This is a genomic window from Brevundimonas vesicularis NBRC 12165 (assembly GCF_001592205.1).
Taxonomy (GTDB): Bacteria; Pseudomonadota; Alphaproteobacteria; order Caulobacterales; family Caulobacteraceae; genus Brevundimonas; species Brevundimonas vesicularis.
Genome location: NZ_BCWM01000014.1, coordinates 1 through 14753 on the forward strand (window position 1 = coordinate 1; position 14753 = coordinate 14753).

Annotated in this window: 17 protein-coding genes and 1 tRNA gene; 12 read left to right on the forward strand and 6 right to left on the reverse strand. The window is 66.3% G+C overall.

The genetic code is table 11. From position 1 onward, the window contains the following. The first annotated feature begins 258 nt into the window (after window positions 1-258). Both BVE01S_RS11860 and BVE01S_RS11865 read left to right on the forward strand, forming a co-directional pair. Window positions 259-1167: an SDR family NAD(P)-dependent oxidoreductase gene (locus BVE01S_RS11860; RefSeq protein ID WP_066627810.1), complete on the forward strand. Its 909-nt coding sequence runs from the start codon at window positions 259-261 to the stop codon at window positions 1165-1167. Window positions 1168-1310: 143 nt separating this feature from the next. Beyond that, complete coding sequence (locus tag BVE01S_RS11865) at window positions 1311-2513, forward strand: acetyl-CoA C-acyltransferase (protein WP_066627813.1); 1203 nt, start codon at window positions 1311-1313, stop codon at window positions 2511-2513. A 159-nt stretch (window positions 2514-2672) separates the two neighbouring features. Here the strand turns inward: BVE01S_RS11865 and BVE01S_RS11870 are convergent, their stop codons facing one another. From BVE01S_RS11870 to BVE01S_RS11885, 4 genes are all read right to left on the reverse strand, one after another. Next, the gene (locus tag BVE01S_RS11870; RefSeq protein WP_066627816.1) at window positions 2673-3236 is read right to left on the reverse strand and encodes a demethoxyubiquinone hydroxylase family protein; all 564 of its coding nucleotides are present in this window, start codon (window positions 3234-3236) and stop codon (window positions 2673-2675) included. Between the two features lie 4 nt (window positions 3237-3240). Beyond that, on the reverse strand, window positions 3241-3786 hold the full coding sequence (locus tag BVE01S_RS11875; RefSeq protein ID WP_066627818.1) for a disulfide bond formation protein B: 546 nt from the start codon (window positions 3784-3786) through the stop codon (window positions 3241-3243). 39 nt (window positions 3787-3825) lie between these two features. Continuing rightward, window positions 3826-4401, reverse strand: coding sequence for a YqaA family protein (locus tag BVE01S_RS11880; protein ID WP_066627821.1), 576 nt, complete (start codon window positions 4399-4401; stop codon window positions 3826-3828). A 69-nt stretch (window positions 4402-4470) separates the two neighbouring features. Beyond that, window positions 4471-5172 carry a DUF805 domain-containing protein gene (locus BVE01S_RS11885; protein ID WP_066627824.1) on the reverse strand — a complete coding sequence of 234 codons (702 nt, stop codon included), beginning with the start codon at window positions 5170-5172 and terminating at the stop codon, window positions 4471-4473. A 145-nt stretch (window positions 5173-5317) separates the two neighbouring features. Here BVE01S_RS11885 and BVE01S_RS11890 point away from each other — a divergent pair, with 145 nt between their 5' ends. The 4 genes from BVE01S_RS11890 to BVE01S_RS11905 all read left to right on the forward strand — a co-directional run bounded on the left by BVE01S_RS11890 (window position 5318) and on the right by BVE01S_RS11905 (window position 8638). Next, complete coding sequence (locus BVE01S_RS11890; RefSeq protein WP_066627826.1) at window positions 5318-5953, forward strand: exopolysaccharide biosynthesis protein; 636 nt, start codon at window positions 5318-5320, stop codon at window positions 5951-5953. 121 nt (window positions 5954-6074) lie between these two features. Then, on the forward strand, window positions 6075-7184 hold the full coding sequence (locus BVE01S_RS11895) for a DUF5694 domain-containing protein (protein WP_066627828.1): 1110 nt from the start codon (window positions 6075-6077) through the stop codon (window positions 7182-7184). 143 nt (window positions 7185-7327) lie between these two features. Next, a complete protein-coding gene (hppD, locus tag BVE01S_RS11900; protein WP_066627830.1) occupies window positions 7328-8452 on the forward strand; it encodes a 4-hydroxyphenylpyruvate dioxygenase in 1125 nt (374 codons plus the stop codon). Next, window positions 8453-8638 (forward strand): hypothetical protein, encoded by a 186-nt coding sequence (locus BVE01S_RS11905; protein WP_055807817.1) that lies wholly within the window; start codon window positions 8453-8455, stop codon window positions 8636-8638. A 15-nt stretch (window positions 8639-8653) separates the two neighbouring features. Here the strand turns inward: BVE01S_RS11905 and BVE01S_RS11910 are convergent, their stop codons facing one another. Together BVE01S_RS11910 and BVE01S_RS11915 are read right to left on the reverse strand one after the other, a co-directional pair. Continuing rightward, the gene (locus BVE01S_RS11910) at window positions 8654-9157 is read right to left on the reverse strand and encodes a DUF1543 domain-containing protein (protein ID WP_066627832.1); all 504 of its coding nucleotides are present in this window, start codon (window positions 9155-9157) and stop codon (window positions 8654-8656) included. 11 nt (window positions 9158-9168) lie between these two features. Next, window positions 9169-10833, reverse strand: coding sequence for an FAD/NAD(P)-binding protein (locus BVE01S_RS11915; protein WP_066627835.1), 1665 nt, complete (start codon window positions 10831-10833; stop codon window positions 9169-9171). Window positions 10834-10842: 9 nt separating this feature from the next. Between BVE01S_RS11915 and BVE01S_RS16825 the strand changes: the two genes are divergently transcribed. The 6 genes from BVE01S_RS16825 (at window position 10843) to BVE01S_RS11940 (ending at window position 14278) form a co-directional block, all read left to right on the forward strand. Next, window positions 10843-10989, forward strand: coding sequence for a hypothetical protein (locus BVE01S_RS16825; protein ID WP_157076458.1), 147 nt, complete (start codon window positions 10843-10845; stop codon window positions 10987-10989). A gap of 95 nt (window positions 10990-11084) precedes the next feature. Continuing rightward, window positions 11085-12152: an isoaspartyl peptidase/L-asparaginase family protein gene (locus BVE01S_RS11920; protein WP_066627836.1), complete on the forward strand. Its 1068-nt coding sequence runs from the start codon at window positions 11085-11087 to the stop codon at window positions 12150-12152. A 57-nt stretch (window positions 12153-12209) separates the two neighbouring features. After that, the gene (locus BVE01S_RS11925; protein WP_066627839.1) at window positions 12210-12476 is read left to right on the forward strand and encodes a hypothetical protein; all 267 of its coding nucleotides are present in this window, start codon (window positions 12210-12212) and stop codon (window positions 12474-12476) included. A 43-nt stretch (window positions 12477-12519) separates the two neighbouring features. Beyond that, window positions 12520-13539, forward strand: a complete 1020-nt coding sequence (locus tag BVE01S_RS11930) for a fumarylacetoacetate hydrolase family protein (protein WP_066627842.1) — start codon at window positions 12520-12522, stop codon at window positions 13537-13539. Window positions 13540-13602: 63 nt separating this feature from the next. Further along, window positions 13603-14139 (forward strand): CcdC protein domain-containing protein, encoded by a 537-nt coding sequence (locus BVE01S_RS11935; protein ID WP_066627845.1) that lies wholly within the window; start codon window positions 13603-13605, stop codon window positions 14137-14139. 54 nt (window positions 14140-14193) lie between these two features. Next, window positions 14194-14278, forward strand: a tRNA-Leu gene (locus tag BVE01S_RS11940). The last annotated feature ends 475 nt before the right edge of the window (window positions 14279-14753 follow it).

A 14753-nucleotide genomic window follows, 5' to 3' on the forward strand; every position in this document is an offset into this window, starting at 1 on the left:
AGCCGGCGTCGATGGCGCCGTACCAACCATTGGGTTCCGCCGATGCGGCGCCGGCTGCGAACAGTCCGGCGGCGGCAACGGAGGCGAGAAGTTTGAGCTTCATAGCTTTCCTCACTGTGTGAATGCGCGAAGCTGCGCAATAGCACAGCATTCACCCGACCGAACGGCGTGGCTGGCGCACGGTTCCGCGCTTGAGCTACGATTGTGTCGACTGTGGCGCCGTTTCAACACATTGGGCGCCTGCGAAAGGAAACGAATATGGCGATGCGGTTTGACGGACAGGTGGCGATCGTGACGGGCGCCGGGGGCGGGCTGGGGCACGAACACGCTCTGGCTCTGGCGGCACGCGGGGCCAAGGTGGTGGTCAATGACCTAGGCGGCGCCCGCGACGGCTCGGGCGGATCAGCCAACGCGGCCGAATCCGTCGTGGCGGAAATCGAGGCGGCCGGCGGCGAGGCTATAGCCAACGCAGCCTCGGTGACGGATTTTGCCGCAGTCCAGGCCATGGTCGATCAGGCCATGGCGAAATGGGGCCGGATCGACATCCTGGTGAACAACGCCGGCGTCCTGCGCGACAAGACCTTCGCCAAGATGGAGATCGAGGACTTCCGCTTCGTCGTCGACGTCCACCTGATGGGGGCGGTCAACTGCACCAAGGCGGTGTGGGAGATCATGCGCGGGCAGAACTACGGCCGGATCGTGATGACGACTTCGTCCTCGGGCCTGTACGGCAACTTTGGACAGTCGAACTATGGCGCGGCCAAGATGGCGCTGGTCGGTCTGATGCAGACCCTGTCGATCGAGGGGGCCAAGAACGACATCCGCGTCAACTGCCTGGCGCCCACCGCCCACACCCGCATGACCGAGGATCTGGGCGCCGCCCTGCCGCTGGAGGCGCTGGCCCCGGCCCTGGTCACGCCCGGCCTGCTTTACTTGGTCAGCCAGGATGCGCCGAGCCGCGCCATCTTGGCCGCCGGCGCCGGCGGGTTCGAGCGCGCCTATGTCACCCTGACGCAAGGCGACTTCGTCACTGGGGAAGATGCACCCGAACAGGTCGCCGCCCGCTTCGACGCCATTTCGGACCGCACCGGCGAGATCGTCCCGGAAATGGGCGCCGCCCAGGGCATGATCGAACTGACGAAAGCCCAGAAAGCCCACGGCGGTTGAACGACAAGGTGCCTTGCGTTGACGCGACGTGAGGCGCCTAACTTCGCGTCAGAGGAAACCGGCCTCAGCAGCGCGAACGCGCGTAGGCCAAACAAGAATGGGCTCAAGTAGCCCGAAAGGCGATAGCCCCAGGAGGAAAGCCCATGCGCGAAGCCGTCATCGTCTCCACCGCCCGTACGCCCATCGGGCGCGCCTATCGCGGCGCCTTTAACGACACCCAGGCGCAGCAGCTCGGCGCCCATGCGGTGAAACATGCGGTCCAGCGCGCCGGCGTCGATCCGGCCGAGATCGAGGATGTCATCATGGGCGCGGCCCTGCAGCAGGGCTCGACCGGAACCAATGTGGCGCGCCAGATCGCTCTGGCCGCCGGCCTGCCCTCCTCCGTTCCCGGCATGAGCTTGGACCGCCAATGCGCCTCGGGCCTGATGGGCATCGCCACGGCGGCGAAACAGGTCGTCTTCGATCAGCAGAAGATGGCGGTCGGCGGCGGGCTGGAAAGCATCTCCCTGGTGCAGAACCAGAATATGAACCTGTACCGGATGAAGGACGAGGCGCTGCTGAAGCTGTCGCCCCACATCTATATGTCGATGCTGGAGACGGCCGAGGTGGTGTCGCGCCGCTACGGCGTCAGCCGCGACCGCCAGGACGAATATGCGCTGAAATCCCAGCAGCGCACGGCCGCCGCTCAAGACGCCGGTCGGTTCGACGCCGAGATCGTGCCCATGACCACCACCATGCTGGTCATGGACAAGGCGACCGGCCAGGCCTCATCGAAAGAGGTCACACTCTCCAAGGACGAGGGCAATCGTCCCGACACGACGCTGGAAGGGCTGAAGGCTTTGAAGCCGGTCTTCGGCGGCGGCGAGGAGATCCAGACGGGCGAGTTCATCACCGCCGGCAACGCCTCGCAACTGTCGGACGGCGCCTCAGCCTGCGTCGTCATGGAGGCCGGCGAGGCGGTGAAGCGCAACCTGCAACCGCTCGGCGCCTATCGCGGCATGGCGGTCGCCGGCTGCGAGCCGGACGAAATGGGCATCGGCCCGGTCTATGCCGTGCCCAAACTTCTGAAGCGCCACGGCCTGACGGTGGACGACATCGGCATCTGGGAGCTGAACGAGGCCTTCGCCGCCCAGGTTCTGTACTGCCAGGACACGCTGGGCATTCCCGACGACCGGCTGAACGTCTCGGGCGGCGCCATCTCCATCGGCCACCCCTACGGCATGTCCGGCGCCCGCATGACCGGCCACGTCCTGATCGAGGGCAAGCGTCGCGGGGCCAAATATGGCGTCGTCACCATGTGCATCGGCGGCGGCATGGGCGCGGCCGGGTTGTTCGAGATTTACTGAATTTTTTCTCCTCCCTGTCGCGCAGCGATGGGGAGGTGGCCCGGCGCTCCTTTAGCGCCGCGACGAAGGGGTTCTGCGACGCCTACAGGAGACAGTGGGATTTCAAGAGCCCCTCCACCGCTTCGCGGTCCCCCTCCCCACAGGTGGGGAGGAGACGCGTCAGACCCGCTCGCTGATTTTGATCGCCGCCTTGCAGCCGACCTTGATCACGCCGGACAGCAGCCGATAGGCCGGCGCTTCGCGGCTGCCGTGTTCGATGGCGTGGTCGTGGTGGGCCAGCTCCTCGTCGCGGAACTGTTTCAGCTCGGCGGCCAGGACCGGGTCGCGGTCGCCGATCTCGGCGATCTGGTCGGCATAGTGTTTCTCGATCACGCTCTCGACCGCCTCGGTGCAGGCGTGCGCCGCCTTTTCACCCATCAGGGCCGTGCCGGCGCCCAGGGCCGAGGCGGCGATGCGCCACAGGGGCGTCATGACCGTGGGTCGCACCTGCCGCTCGTTCAGCAGCCGTTCGAAGCGCGCCAGATGCACCGCCTCCTGGTCCTGCATCTCCGACAGATCATGGGCGATGCCGTCACGCCCCTTGCGCCCTTCGAACACCGCCTTCTGGGCGCGATAGATCAGGACGGCCGCATATTCTCCGGCGTGATCGACACGCAGGATTTCGTCCATCCGCGCCTTGTCGGCGCCTTGGCCAGGACGAGGGAGAGGAATGGAATGGCTCATCGCATCAGGCCTTTTCGATCCGTGGCGCGCGGGCGTCCTTTGGACGTTTCGCCGCCAACAGGCTGAACACCGCAAGCGCCGAGGCGATGATCGCGTTCCATCCTGCCATCGACAGACCGAGCCAGCTCCAGGCCACATCGCCGCAGCCGATCACCTTGGTCACCGGCCCCGTGCCCATGGCCAGCGCTGTCAGGCTGTCCATATCAACCGAGCCGCCGACGGACGAACAGGTCGCAGGCAGCGCCCACCATTTATATTCGCCGCCCATATGGAAGATGGCCGTGATGGCGCCTGTCGCGAACACGGCCGCCAGCAGGAAGCCGGCGATGCGCGGCGTGCCCCGGCGTCCGCCGCTGAACAGGGTCCAACCCGTGGCCAGCACAGCGACGACGACGGCGCCCCAATAGACCTCGCGCTGCTTCAGACACAGGTTGCAGGGCGCAAGGCCGCCGAACCGTTCGAACGCATGGGCTGCGCCCAGCATGGCCAGCGACGCGGCCAGGGCGAAGGCGGTCCACCAACGGGTCAGAAGGCGATAGACATCGATCATCTTGAAACGGTCTTACCCCGCCCCGAACGCGCCGTCGACTTACAGAAGCTTCAGGACGACGATCAACGCGACCAGCGCGACCAGGCCGATCACGCTCCACATCGCCAGCCGCTTTTCGACCTGCGCCAGCATGGCCGGCCCCCAGCGCTTCAGTATCCACGCCTCCAGGAAGAAGCGCCCGCCCCGCGTCACGACCGACGCGGCCATGAAGACCGGAAAGCTGAATGCCGCCAGGCCCGAGGCGATCGTCACCAGCTTGTAGGGAATGGGCGTCAGCCCCTTGATCAGAATGACCCACAGGCCCCACTGATCGAACCAGGCGCGGAACTGCTCCAGCCCGTCCGAATGGCCCAGCACCCGCATGATCGCCAAGCCCAGATCGGTCAGGAAATAGCCGATCGCATAACCGACAATCCCGCCCAGCACCGAGGCGACGGTGCAGACGGCGGCGTAGAAATAGGCCCGGTCCGGCCGCGCCAGGATCATCGGCGCCAGCATCACGTCGGGCGGAATGGGGAAGAAGGAGCTTTCGGCGAAGGAGACCACGGCCAGGGCCTTGGTCGCATGACGGCTGCGCGCCAGGTCGAAGACGCGGTCATAGAGTTTGCGCAGCATGTCGATCCCTGAAGGCGGTCGTTGCTCCCTAGCAACCGCTGCCCGCGCCGTCACGACAAGACGACGATCTCAGGTGCGTTTGCCGAACGGTCGGCTGGGGACGATACCGGGATCATAGACGGGCCGATCCCAAGGGGTCGGCGCCGGGCGGGCGGGCGCGGCGGCGTTTTCGGCCATGCCGCGTCGGGCCTCCTCGAACAGGGTCTCCAGCCGCGCCTCGTCGATCGTCGAAGCCTTCGGTTCCCACCCGCCGCCGGTGCGGGGGTCGGGTCCGTATGTGTTTTCGCCCGCCTCGCCCGGCAACAGGGTCAAGACGAACAGGATCACGCCGCAGATCTGCCCCGCCAGGATCATCACCCCGGCCCCGCCCAGACCCGCCAGCAGGGCGGGCACGGCCTGGGCGGCGTCGACGCCCTGGGCCGCGTGCTGAACCATGCCGCCCAAGGCGCCCATGATCATGATGATCGCCAGGACGTTGGGCGCGAGCAGCAGCAGCCACCAGGCCGAGCGCCCGCAGTCATGCAGTCGCCGCGTCAGAACGGCGTAGTTGGGGATCAGCAGGCCCAGCATCATCAGCCCCAGCAGGCCGAACGCCCCTAGGACCGCCACGCCGACGACACCTGGGTCGTCCGCCCGTCCAGCCGCGATCATGACCATCATGATCAAGCCGGCGACCAGGGACTGGACGATCATGAAGCCGAAATATTCGCGACGGGACGCGCGTCCCTTGAAGTCGGCATAGCGCAGCAGGGGGCGAAGCAGGATCGACATGACGGCTCGTGAGGATCGGGATTTCAACCCCAACCCTACAGCCAAGCTCTCAAAGGATTGTAAAACGCGAGCGTTAACGGCCGCCGGGCGCCTCTGCGACATCGCACCCCTCGCGGTTCGCCCGACAGCGCCTTAATCAGACGCCATGACGCCCCCCTCCCCCCTCCAGCATCAAGACGACGTCAGCCATAACGTCACCCGGCTGCTGCGGCGGCTGGCCGACGACGGCGGCGACGCAGGCCTGACCCTGCACGAGATCCGCGACCGGCTGGACGAGCGCGCCTATGGCCTGTTGATCCTGCTGCTCTCCATCCCTTGTCTGGTGCCGGGCCTTTACGGCGTGCCGCAGGTGGTCGGGCTGATCGTCATCCTGCTGGCCGGCCAGATGCTGGTCGGGCGCGAGGAGCCGTGGCTGCCGCGCTGGTTTCTGAATCTGCGATGCAAGGGATCGTGGCTGAAGGCCATGGCCGATTTCGCCGAAACCAAACTGGGCTGGATCGACCGGCTGTCGCGCCCCCGTCTTCGCCGCTTCGCCGATGGGCCGGGCGAGAAGCTGGCCGCCGTCTTCATGATCCTGGCGACCGTCACCATCGTCATGCCCCTGACCAACACCATCCCGTCGATCGCCCTGGCCCTGCTGTCGGTCGGCCTGATCCAGCGCGACGGCCTGTTCGTCCTCGCGGGCTGCGCCGTAACCACCGTGTGGCTGACCATCCTGGGCGCGCTCGGGACCGGCCTTCTGATGGGCGCCGAATGGGCCACGCGCTGGCTGCCGGGCTGACGCAACGCTGCAAGCGTAGCCTTAGATGTCCAAGAATTAACGGGCGCCCGGGCGGTGATCCGTGGAAGGTGGCGTGACCGACCGACGGTCGATCCTTCTCAAATTCCTTTCACGGCGTGTCATGGCCTTGCCTCTTCGTTCCTCCCGCATCCTGTTCGTCGCCGTCGGCGCGCTGCTGGCCGTCGCCCTGCCCGCAGCCGCGCAGGACTACCGCCAGCCTTTCCATCCCGATCAGCTGAAGGGACCGCCCGCCGGCGCGCTGAACGAAGTGCTGGTCCTGGGCACGCCGCACCTGTCGAACATGGGCGACGGCTTCAAGGTCGAAAGCCTGTCGCCGCTGCTGGATCGGTTGGCGGCGTGGAAGCCGACCGCCATCGCGACGGAGGACCTGTCCGGCCTGCAATGCGACAGTCTGCGTCGCTATCCGTCGCGGTATGCCGAGACGGTCGAAACCTATTGCTGGGATCCCGCTCCCGCCGCCCTGGCGACCGGCCTGGACGTACCGGCCGCCAACGCCGAGGCCGAGCGGCTGCTGGCAGAATGGCCCGATCAGCCCACAACGGCCCAGCGGCGTCATCTGGCGGCGGTCTTCCTGGCGGCCGGCGAGCGGGGATCGGCCTTGGTCCAGTGGCTTCGCCTGCCCGCCCAGGACCGCATCGCCGGGGACGGCCTGAACGACGCCTTGGTCGGCGTGCTGAACCAGATCGAGGAACAGGCCAACGAGACCTTCCTGATTTCCGCCCCCCTGGCCGCGCGCCTGGGACTGGAACGGCTGTGGAGCGTCGACGACCACTCCGCCGATTCGCCCGACCCTGCCGACCCCGTGGAGAAGAAGGCATCACAGGACGCCGTCATGGCCGCCTGGGACAATCCCGCCAGCACGGCCCGTCGGGCGGAAGACGAACGGCTGAGCGCCGCCCTGGATCAGCCGGACGGCCTTCTCCAGATGTATCGCGCCTACAATGCACCGACCGTCCCGGCCATGGCCTATCAGTCCGATTTCGGCGCAAATCTGGTCGAGCCGTCACCGCAGGCCTTCGGCCGCCGCTACCTCGGCTTCTGGGAGACCCGCAACCTGCGAATGGTCGCCAATATGCGCGATGTCCTGGGCCTCTATCCGGGCACTCGGATGCTGACCATCGTCGGCGCCTCGCACAAGGGCTACTACGAGGCCTATCTGGACCAGATGCACGACGTCCGGCTGGTCGATCCCGAAGCCGTCCTGCGCTGATCGCATAAAGACGACAGACGGGGCTTACGGGGTCGTCCGTCATCACGACCCCGTGGCTTCGTCTTGGCTCCGTCGTCTTCTGTGACTAGGTTCCGCGCCAATCGGCGGCCAGACCGCCCTCAAGATCACGCGGGAGACGCGCCATGAACGACATGACCCAGGCCCAAGATCAGGCCACGGCGGAACAGATCGACCAAGAAAACCCCCTCGGCGTCGACGGTTTCGAGTTCGTCGAATTCACCGGCCCCGAGCCCGAGGCGATGATTTCGCGCTTAGAGCTGATGGGCTTCACCCAGACGCACGTGAACCCCAAGACCGACGTGGTGCGCCTGAAGCAGGGCGATATCAGCTTCTTGGTCCATCGCTCTCCTCGAGCTTATCCGGGGAGCCAAGCGGAAATCTTCGCCCGCGATCACGGCCCATCCGCCAACGGCATGGCCTTCCGCACCAACGATGCAAAGGTCGCCTATGAAGGCGCAGTCGCTCGTGGAGCCAAGCCGGCCGAGGGAGTGGACGGCGGCGCGCTGGGCGACGACTACCCCTACATTCTGCAAGGCATCGGCGGCTCGCTGCTCTATGTCATCGACCAGTACGGCGACGCCGGCTCGCTCTATGACGCCTGGGACGAGATCGAAGGCTGGGAAGAGGCCGAGCGCAAGAATTCGATGGGCCTGGAGATCCTGGATCACCTGACCCACAACGTCCGGCGCGGCCAGATGCGCACCTGGTCGGGCTTCTACAACTCGATCTTCAACTTCGAAGAGCAGAAGTATTTCGACATCAAGGGCAAGGCGACAGGCCTGTTCTCTCAGGCCATGATCGCGCCCGACCGCGCCATCCGCATCCCGTTGAACGAAAGCCAGGACGAAAACTCCCAGATCGAGGAGTTCATCCGTCGCTACAACGGCGAAGGCATCCAGCATATCGCCCTGACGACCGAGAACATCTTCGAGACGGTCGAGGCGATGAAGGAACGCGGCGTCGCGTTCCAAGACACGATCGAGACCTATTTCGAACTGATCGACAAACGCCTGCCCAACCATGGCGAGGACGTGGAGCGGATGCGCAAGAACCGCATCCTGATCGACGGTTCGGACGAGGAAGGCCTGCTGCTGCAAATCTTCACCCAGGACACCTTCGGCCCGATCTTCTTCGAGATCATTCAGCGCAAGGGCAACGAAGGCTTCGGCAACGGCAACTTCCAGGCCCTGTTCGACTCCATCGAGCTGGACCAGATCCGTCGCGGCGTCATCAAGGTCGACGCCTGAATGACGATGCGGCCGCCGACCTGGCTGCCCTGGCTCGGCCCGGTCCTTGCGGCCGGCGCCGGTGCCTTGGCCGGCGAATACTGGCTGGGCGGCGGTTTCTGGATGGTCCTGATCGCCGCCCTCCTCTGCGGCTTCGCCCCCATCATCGGCTATCAGGTGTGGAAGCGGCTGCACCACAGGGGGTGAGGGCGGCCCCTTGCATCAGCGAAGCGGCATGTAGCGGCAGGTGAAGCTCGGGTCGCCGGACATCGGGCGGGGCGTCAGGTGGATATGCATCCGCTGGGTCTGGGCGGCGTCCTGGAGTGCGAAGGCTTGTTCGGCCTCATACATCTCGTCGCGGTGGGCGTCGCTCCAGCCTGAGGCCAGCTTGATGGCGCGCGACTTGGCGGCCTGAAGCGTGTCAGCGACGACGAAGACGTTCCGGTGCTGCTCGGCGAAGGCCACCCCGTCATAGCCGCCCAGGTTCACATAATAGAGCTTCTCCTGGCCGGTGTAGGGCTCGGGACGCAGGCTGACGTCATAGCCGTCCGCGTGTGAAATCTCCGACCAGCAATCGATGTGCAGACTGCCCGTCTTGCCCCACCACTGTTCACGCAGGGTGTCGTAGGTGGCCTCGATCGAGGGCGCGGCGATGAAGCGCATATCATGCACTTCGATATTGGCGCCGGGGTGCTCGCCGCCGATGTAGATCGCAAACAGCTTCATCAGGTCTCGCTTCAGGCCGCCGAGGCGGCGGGATGGGGCGGGTTCTCCTCGCCTTTGACCACCAACGCCAGCCTGCGCCCGACGATCCCTCCCATTTCAAAGGAACTGGTGATTCCCTGCGCGAAGGGGTGGCGGCCCATCAGGAACGGCAGCGTCAGGCAAAACAGTCGGTCCGGCGGCAGGGGCGCATCGACGGGTCGAAACAGCTCATCGACAGCAATGCCGCGCACCACGTCGGGCGCGTCATTGGCGACCTCGTCGCGAACGATGCCCTGTTCCAGCAGCGACAGAAACGGAAACTGGATCGCGGCCAAGGCCTGCTGGCCGGTCGCCTCGATGAAGACCGGGAAATGTCTTGTCCGTCCGGCAATCGTCACGTCGGCCCCCCGTTCCGGACTTTGCGTATCGACCGCGTGGTCCTCGCCGAGCGCCAGAACGTCCAGCTTGCCGGACTCGTGCAGGGCCAGCATCCGCTCGATCGATTCATGCGGCACGCCGGCGTAGACGTCGACGAAGATCGGCTTGAACACCCGGCTGAAGCGCTCGAACTGCGCGGCGTCCAGATGCGGCACGATCGCGGCGACGACTTCATGCATGCGAAGGATGGCGTCGCGCCACGCCACCGTGACCCTGGCGGTGTGATTGGCCCGCGCTTCGTCCAGGTTCGCCGCGGCCCAGACGAACGGGTCGCTCGCCGCACGTCGGGCGAAATAGGCCTGGGCGAACGTTTCCAGAGTCCCTTCTCCCAACCCCGTTTCTGCCGCGTAGGCTGGATCGGCTTGAATCAGCTCGCGCCGAAAGAGGTCGAACACCGCGTTCAGAAGACCACCTGTCTCCTGCACGATCAGGGCGGCAACCGCCTCCGGCGTGCAGATATCCAGCGGGGCGTGGGGCAGCGGAAAATAAAAGTCCGCTTCCGGCAGGATGCCCTTGCGCGACATCATGGTCAGGCGAAACGCCTCGGTGTCCGGCGCGGGTTCGTACACCAGCCGGTCGGCTTGGCGAACGAAGGCGCCGTGCGATCCCGCCAGGGCGACCGCCGCATCGATCGCCGTCAAGGACGAGCCGCGGATGCCGATGTCCGTCGCCGGGATCTTGGACAGCGCCGAGGCCGGCCACGGACTGAGGTAATAGCCCGGACGGCCCTGCTGGCGTGACGGCCATTGGTGGCCCGTGGCGAGGACGACATGATCGAAGACCGCCTTGCTTGCGCGTAGCGAGGGCGGCGAGACATAGGTCAGTTCGATGCCCTCCGGCGTGTTCGCGGCGTCCACGACGCGACAGTCGGTCATCACCTGGATCGAGACGCCAGCGGCCCTCGCCCGCTCCACAAGGGCGGCGAACTGATCCTCGAAATAGCGTCCCAGGGCGAGACGCGGCACGAAGCTTCGCTCGTCCAGCGCGGCAGGGTCGATGTCCAGCGCCAGCAGCTCCGCCGGGGTCCGTGCCGCCAGCCAGTCCGCCAGGGTTTGCGTGACCGGCGGGATTTCCACGCTGGCGATGTTCGACAGCATCGCCCGGTCGTTCCACTCGGCGCTGTAGGGGCTGCCCGATCCCGCAGCGCCGCGCGCCTCGATCACGGTGATGCGCGCCGGCAGGTCGCCTTGGGACAGCAGGGCGTGAAGCGCGTACAGAGTGGTTGGCCCCGCTCCGACAAAGGCGATCGATGCAGTCATGCGCCCACAATGCACGACGCGGGCAAAGGCGCCACGGCGGATGATTTTTCAATCGGAACAGCCACCTCCGCCGTGCCGGACACGTCCGATCTGCACGATTTCGCACACAAGGCCGCCGAGATCGTCCGCCTGGTTATGCGGTTCGCTTTTCTTTGATCGATCAGCCTGACACGACCCTGTCATGGGTTACAGTGGCGGCGCCAACGACCTGCCGGCGGGGTGCGTCCTGATCCGGCGCCGGGAGGAATTTCATGATGCGCATCGCCTGTTCGGCACTGATTGCACTCTTTGCACTGTCTTTGTCCTCGGCGCACGCCCAAGACGCCGCGCCGCAATGGTCGCTGGCCATCCACGGCGGGGCGGGCGTGATCGAGCGGTCCAGCCTGACGCCCGAGCAGGACGCGGCCTATCGCGCGGCGCTGCAAGGCGCGCTAGACGCCGGTTCGGCCGTGCTGAAAAGCGGCGGCTCGGCGCTGGATGCCGTCCAGGCCGCCGTTCAGGTCATGGAGGACGATCCCCTGTTCAACGCCGGGCGCGGGGCGGTCTTCACTGCGGCCGGCCGTAACGAGCTGGACGCCGCCATCATGAACGGATCGGACCTGACCGCCGGGTCCGTCGCCGGCCTGACCACCACCCGTCATCCCGTCGCCGCCGCCCGCGCGGTGATGGAGCGGTCGCCTCACGTCATGCTGATCGGACCCGGCGCCGACGCCTTCGCCGCCTCGGTCGGGCTGGAGCAGGTCGACCCGGCCTTCTTCTTCACCGAGCGCCGCTGGCAGGGGCTGGTCAAGGCCCTGACCGAGGCCGGACAGCCCGTCCCCGAACGCCCCGCCGGCGCGCCCGCCTCCCCCACGGCCCCAGGCGCTCAAGCCGAAATCGCCCCGCCCCTGAACGAGAAGAAGTTCGGCACGGTCGGCGCCGTGGCGCTGGACAGCCAGGGTCGTCTCGCCGCCGCCACCTCGACCGGCGGCATGACCGCCAAACGCTGGGGCCGGGTCGGGGACGTGCCGATCATCGGCGCCGGCACCTATGCCTCCAACGCCGACGGCTGCGCGGTGTCCGCCACCGGCGACGGCGAATATTTCATCCGCGCCACCGTCGCCCGCGACATCTGCGCGCGGATTGCAGCAGGGGCGGCGACGCAGGCCGCCGGTCAGGCGGAGATCGCTGACGCCGAAAGGCTGGGCGGCAAGGGCGGCGTCATCGTCATGGGCCTGGATGGCCGCCCCGCCTTCGCCATGTCCACCTCGGGCATGTATCGCGGCGCGGCCTCCTCGACCGACCCCGCCCGCGTCGCCATCTACGCCGACGAACCCTGAGCGCCCGATCAGACCAGTTAGACGAATTAGACTCTCTTTTTCTCCAGACCGAGACCCATGCCTGCATCCGATGACGAACTGACCGTAATGGCCAACGAGGAGCTGGACGCCGCCTGCGCCATGCCCTTCGTGGAGGTCAGGAAGATCACCCCCTGGGGCGACAGCTATGAGGGTTTCGCCCCATCCGGCCGCACGGTCGAGGTCGAGCGCCGCTACCTGTGGGCCGTCGAGCCCGAGGGCGGCGTCATCGTCGAGGTCGAGGTCCGCGACCGCGCCGCCCGCACTGGCGCCGAAGCCCGCGCCCTGCTGACCGCCACCGACTGATTCCGTCGTTCCCAATATCGCAAATCCGGTCTAGGCCTTGGTCATGAAACTCGCCTCGCTCAAGCACGGCCGCGACGGCCGCCTCGTTGTCGTCTCCCAGGACCTGAACTGGTTCACCGACGCCTTCCTGATCGCCCCGACGCTGCAGGCGGCGCTGGATGACTGGGACCGTTGCGGGCCCCGCCTCGAGGCCTTGGCCGAAAGCCTGGAGCATGAGGCCGTGCCGCGTGGCCGCTTCCATGAGCGCGACGCCGCCTCGCCCCTGCCCCGCGCCTATCAATGGGCGGACGGCTCGGCCTATGTGAACCACGTCGAACTGGTTCGTAAGGCGCGCGGCGCCGAAATGCCCGTGAGCTTCTGGACCGACCCGCTGATGTACCAGGGCGGTTCCGACAGCTTCCTGTCGCCGCGCGATCCGATCCCGCTGGCCGACGAGGCCTGGGGCTGCGACCTGGAGGCCGAGATCGTGGTCGTCGTCGGCGACGTGCCGCAGGGCGCGACGCGCGAACAGGCCCTGGCCGCTATTCGCCTGGTCGGCCTGGTCAATGACGTGAGCCTGCGCAATCTGATCCCTGCCGAACTGGCCAAGGGCTTCGGCTTCGTCCAGTCCAAGCCCGCCAGCGCCCTGTCGCCCGTTCTGGTCACGCCCGAGGCGCTGGGCGACCGCTGGAAGGACGGCAAGCTGCACGGTGCGCTGAACGTTCAGCTGAATGGCCAAGACTTCGGCAAGGCCGACGCCGGCGTCGACATGACCTTCGACTTCGGAACCCTGATCGCCCACCTGGCCAAGACCCGGTCGCTGGGCGCCGGGACAATCATCGGTTCGGGCACGGTGTCGAACAAGGACGCCGACGGCGGCCCGGGCAAGCCGGTCGCGGAAGGCGGCCTGGGCTACTCCTGCGTCGCCGAGGTCCGCACGGTCGAGACGATCCTGCGCGGCGCGGCCGAGACGCCCTTCCTGAAACACGGCGACACGGTGCGGATCGAAATGCTGGACGCGCGTCATCATTCGATCTTCGGCGCCATCGAACAGACGGTCGCGCCGCTATCCAGCGCGGATTGACGCCGCTAGGGTGCTGACAGCGGTCTCGGGGGAGGCCGCATCCGGTCTTTGGGGAGAGACGACGTGCCGCCTGAAAAACTGATCCCGCTGCTCATGATCCCGATCATGCTGGTGATCGTGCTGCTGAAGAACCGTCGGAAGCGGGTACTGAAGCCGCAACTGCTGTGGGTCATGCCGGCCATCGTCCTGCCGTTGATCGGCCTGGGCATCTGGGGGTCGGCGCAAAATCCGAACATGGCCCATGCGCCGTTCGGCCCCGACGCCTGGGCGGTTCTGGCCATCGGCGGGATTCTGGGCGGCGTCGCCGGCTGGTATCGCGGCAAGACCGTTACCATCGAAAAGCAGCCGGACGGTTCCCTGATGGCCCAGGCCTCGCCTCTGGGTCTGATCCTGCTGGTCGTGCTGTTCGCCGGCCGGTCGCTGCTGCGCGACCTGATCGAAAGCCACGCCGCCGCCTGGCATCTGAACGCCCTGGCCGTCACCGACGCCTTCCTGGTCTTCGCCATGGGCCTGATCGTCATGCAGCGCGTCGAAATGTACATCCGCGCCCGCCGCATCCCGTCCGGCGGCACGGACAGCCATGTGGAGGTCGCGGCCTAACGCTTCGGGCTGGACGCGGCCTTCGCGTCTGTGGCATGAGGCGGTCCTTCCGCTGCGGGCGTGGTGGAATTGGTAGACGCGCTGGACTCAAAATCCAGTTCCGAAAGGAGTGCCGGTTCGACCCCGGCCGCCCGCACCAAGCTTTTTCAGGCTTTCCGCCGGAGTTTGGGAGGTTCGCGTTCCGCGATCTTCCGACGACTTCCGACCCGAAACGCGAACGCCGCGTCACACTGACGGCACAGCCCGGCTCTACCGTTAGAATCGGATGACAGGGGACATACGTTCCCTACAGCTTCTCTCGATTAGTTTTGACTTGGCGTAGCAGACTGCCGAATTGCGCATTCGGCGTAGTGCCTGCGTCGAGATGATTTCGGTTGAACCCAAGCCGGCGGCGAGCTGTGGTCATGTGACCACGTGTTGCACTAACCACCTTGATTTGCACGGTCGTGAGTTCAAGCAACGGGATGGACGCAAGGCTTGCTATCGAAGCGTCAGCGGCATCCTCAGATGCACCTATATTGCCGATCGTGAATTTTTTATCGGTCGCCTTTTTATCTAACGAACTCAGCGTCTCGACCGCTAGGTCTATGATAGCGCAAATGGCTGTGTGCTGT

Coding starts and splice junctions, on each gene's coding strand:
- BVE01S_RS11885 (WP_066627824.1), bottom strand. CDS start 5,172: ATGTCGATCCTGCTTCGCCCCCTGCTGCGCTATGCCGACTTCAAGGGA.
- BVE01S_RS11925 (WP_066627839.1), top strand. CDS start 12,210: ATGCCTGCATCCGATGACGAACTGACCGTAATGGCCAACGAGGAGCTG.
- BVE01S_RS11865 (WP_066627813.1), top strand. CDS start 1,311: ATGCGCGAAGCCGTCATCGTCTCCACCGCCCGTACGCCCATCGGGCGC.
- BVE01S_RS11880 (WP_066627821.1), bottom strand. CDS start 4,401: ATGCTGCGCAAACTCTATGACCGCGTCTTCGACCTGGCGCGCAGCCGT.
- BVE01S_RS11860 (WP_066627810.1), top strand. CDS start 259: ATGGCGATGCGGTTTGACGGACAGGTGGCGATCGTGACGGGCGCCGGG.
- BVE01S_RS11870 (WP_066627816.1), bottom strand. CDS start 3,236: ATGAGCCATTCCATTCCTCTCCCTCGTCCTGGCCAAGGCGCCGACAAG.
- BVE01S_RS11910 (WP_066627832.1), bottom strand. CDS start 9,157: ATGAAGCTGTTTGCGATCTACATCGGCGGCGAGCACCCCGGCGCCAAT.
- hppD (WP_066627830.1), top strand. CDS start 7,328: ATGAACGACATGACCCAGGCCCAAGATCAGGCCACGGCGGAACAGATC.
- BVE01S_RS11875 (WP_066627818.1), bottom strand. CDS start 3,786: ATGATCGATGTCTATCGCCTTCTGACCCGTTGGTGGACCGCCTTCGCC.
- BVE01S_RS11920 (WP_066627836.1), top strand. CDS start 11,085: ATGATGCGCATCGCCTGTTCGGCACTGATTGCACTCTTTGCACTGTCT.
- BVE01S_RS16825 (WP_157076458.1), top strand. CDS start 10,843: ATGCACGACGCGGGCAAAGGCGCCACGGCGGATGATTTTTCAATCGGA.
- BVE01S_RS11930 (WP_066627842.1), top strand. CDS start 12,520: ATGAAACTCGCCTCGCTCAAGCACGGCCGCGACGGCCGCCTCGTTGTC.
- BVE01S_RS11905 (WP_055807817.1), top strand. CDS start 8,453: ATGACGATGCGGCCGCCGACCTGGCTGCCCTGGCTCGGCCCGGTCCTT.
- BVE01S_RS11890 (WP_066627826.1), top strand. CDS start 5,318: ATGACGCCCCCCTCCCCCCTCCAGCATCAAGACGACGTCAGCCATAAC.
- BVE01S_RS11915 (WP_066627835.1), bottom strand. CDS start 10,833: ATGACTGCATCGATCGCCTTTGTCGGAGCGGGGCCAACCACTCTGTAC.
- BVE01S_RS11895 (WP_066627828.1), top strand. CDS start 6,075: ATGGCCTTGCCTCTTCGTTCCTCCCGCATCCTGTTCGTCGCCGTCGGC.